Below are 2245 nucleotides of genomic sequence, written 5' to 3' on the forward strand. Positions count from 1 at the left end.
GAAGACTGGATTCTGTCGCAAGAACCTGTCTATCGATGGCTCCACGCCCACATCCAACACCGTCCGGTATGGACGTTACGCCCGTGTCATCCCCACCCGGCCGCCGAACCTTGCTGAGATCACCTCAGTGGGGGTAACACCGATGATGAGAAGACTGGCCGGGATCGTGGCTGCGTTCGCCGTAGCGGTGGGCGGCTCGCTGGCGGTGGCCGCTCCGGCGCAGGCCGCCACCCCGGCCATCGAGATCACGAAGGTCTACTACGACTCGCCGGGCGTGGACAACCGCTCGAAGGCCAGCCTCAACGCGGAGTACGTGAAGCTGACCAACCGACGCGCCCGCACCATCAACCTGAAGAACTGGACGCTGCGCGACAAGGCCAACCACGTCTACACGTTCACCGGCAACGTCAACCTCGCCAAGGGCAAGAGCTTGGTCATCCGCACCGGCAAGGGCACCAACACCGCCAGCACCCGCTACTGGGGTTCGGGCAACTACGTCTGGAACAACACCGGCGACACCGCGTACCTGCGCAACGCCAGCGGCAAGCTGATCGACAAGTGCGCCTGGACCAAGAAGGGCAAGGGCTACACCACCTGCTGAGGCGTAAGGAAGGGCCCCTTGTTAACGGATTTTGCATAGGAAGGGCCCCCTCTTAACAAGGGGGCCCGAGCCTTTTGAGCAACTCGACGGGCCGGGTGTGGGGCGACTTCAACCACCGATCGGCGGGCGGTCGATGTTGAGGTGGAACGCGCGCTCCTCGGCCTCCTGCCGGGCGGCGACGAAGTCGCGCTGCCAGTCCTGAGCGTCGTCCGGGATGCGGGCGACCACGTGCTCGCTGTGCACCCGGCCATCCGCGTCGGTCAGGGCGACCCCGACGACCGTGTGCCCGCGCCCCGGTATGGCATAGTGGCGCACCGCCCAACGGGCGGACATCTGCGAAGCATGGCGTCGGCGTCGGGCACCGGCCGTCACGGCCAGGGTGACCAGCAGGACGGCGGTCAGCACGACGATGAAGCCGGCCAGGAACGCGATGATCCGCACCCGTCCGAGGTTACCGGTCGCCGCGCCGACCTGCACCGTGCGGAGACGTCGACGGGCAGCCCGGAACGGGATCAGGGCCGGTCTCCGTCACCGGAGAACCAGCCCTGAATCGCTGTTGCACCTGGTCGGGGTGGCCGGATTCGAACCGACGACCTCTTCGTCCCGAACTGTCGGCAGGCCGGTCGGATCGGGTGTCATGCGAGGTCATTCGGCCTGCTGGCGCTCGTCGCGGTCGGGTTCGGCGGGTCCGGTTGCTGTACTCCGCTGCTGTACTTCAGCATCTGCCGCTGGAGCCCCGCACGTCGGGCATCGGTCCTGCTGCCGAGCCGGGTTGCGGAGGGTGTGCCGGGCGGCGAGGGTCAGCCGGTTGCGGATCTGGGCCAGGGAGAGGAACGGCGCGGTCACGCTCACACCAACCCGAGGCCGAGGGCCAGCTCACCGATCATCGCCGGAGCCTTCGGATCACGGGCGATCTCGGCGAGCACCTCTCGGCCCGCCGGCCGGCGGCGCACCTCATACGGTGCCAGGATCTCCGCGTCCAGCAGCACCCGAGCCGCATTGGCAGGATCGCCGGCCTGGAGATAGGCGCGAGCGGCGTCGACCAGGTGCGCGGCCCGATGCTCCACCGGCAGCAACCGCCACCCGTCCCGCCGAATCGACTGCTTGTGCCGCGCGATCGCCGCCGACCCGTCGCCCCACTCCACGGCGGCAGCGCACCGGGCCAGCTCGACAGCGGTCGGCCCGAACGCGGTCCGGTGATGGTCGTGCCCGTCGCCCACCCGAGCCGCCATCTCGGCGGCCTCGTCCAGCAGGTCGCCGGTCGTACGTTCGTCACCGCACCGGGCCGCGATCAACGCCGCCTGCACCAGCAACGCCCCACACAGCGACAACTCCTGCCGGGAGCCGGCGTCAAGATCCTGTGGGGCGATCCGGTACGCCGCCGCCAGCAGCACCGACCGCATCCACGCCGACGAGCGCAACACCTGCCCGAGCTGCACCGCCGCGCACGCCACCAGCAGCCGGTCCCCCGTCGCGGCAGCCATCGCCCGGTCGACGGCCAGCCAGGCCAGATCCGTCTCGTCCAGCTTCACCAGCAACGCCGCCGTCACCCGGTACGCCTCCACCACCAGCCGGCCAGCCGTCGGATCCCGGGCATAGGTGCGCTGCACATCGCGCAGCAGGCTCGGTAGCAGCTCGACCACC

At 69.3% G+C, this 2245-nt stretch carries 4 protein-coding genes; 1 reads left to right on the plus strand and 3 read right to left on the minus strand.

The annotated features are described in order from the left end of the window. Positions 1-142 precede the first annotated feature (142 nt). Entirely contained in the window at positions 143-601 is a 459-nt protein-coding gene (locus IEY61_RS30760; RefSeq protein ID WP_229706647.1) for a lamin tail domain-containing protein, read from the plus strand. Positions 602-709: 108 nt separating this feature from the next. On the opposite strand, the gene IEY61_RS30765 is transcribed toward IEY61_RS30760, so the two are convergent. The 3 genes from IEY61_RS30765 to IEY61_RS30775 form a co-directional block, all read right to left on the minus strand. Further along, a complete protein-coding gene (locus tag IEY61_RS30765; protein ID WP_189050834.1) occupies positions 710-1042 on the minus strand; it encodes a hypothetical protein in 333 nt (110 codons plus the stop codon). Positions 1043-1246: 204 nt separating this feature from the next. Then, positions 1247-1447 (minus strand): hypothetical protein, encoded by a 201-nt coding sequence (locus IEY61_RS30770; RefSeq protein WP_189050836.1) that lies wholly within the window; start codon positions 1445-1447, stop codon positions 1247-1249. Between the two features lie 2 nt (positions 1448-1449). Further along, positions 1450-2245 (minus strand): XRE family transcriptional regulator (locus tag IEY61_RS30775; RefSeq protein WP_189050837.1); only part of this gene is annotated, 796 nt, incomplete at its 5' end.

Source organism: Micromonospora sonchi (assembly GCF_014646235.1).
In the GTDB taxonomy this organism is placed as follows: domain Bacteria; phylum Actinomycetota; class Actinomycetes; order Mycobacteriales; family Micromonosporaceae; genus Micromonospora; species Micromonospora sonchi.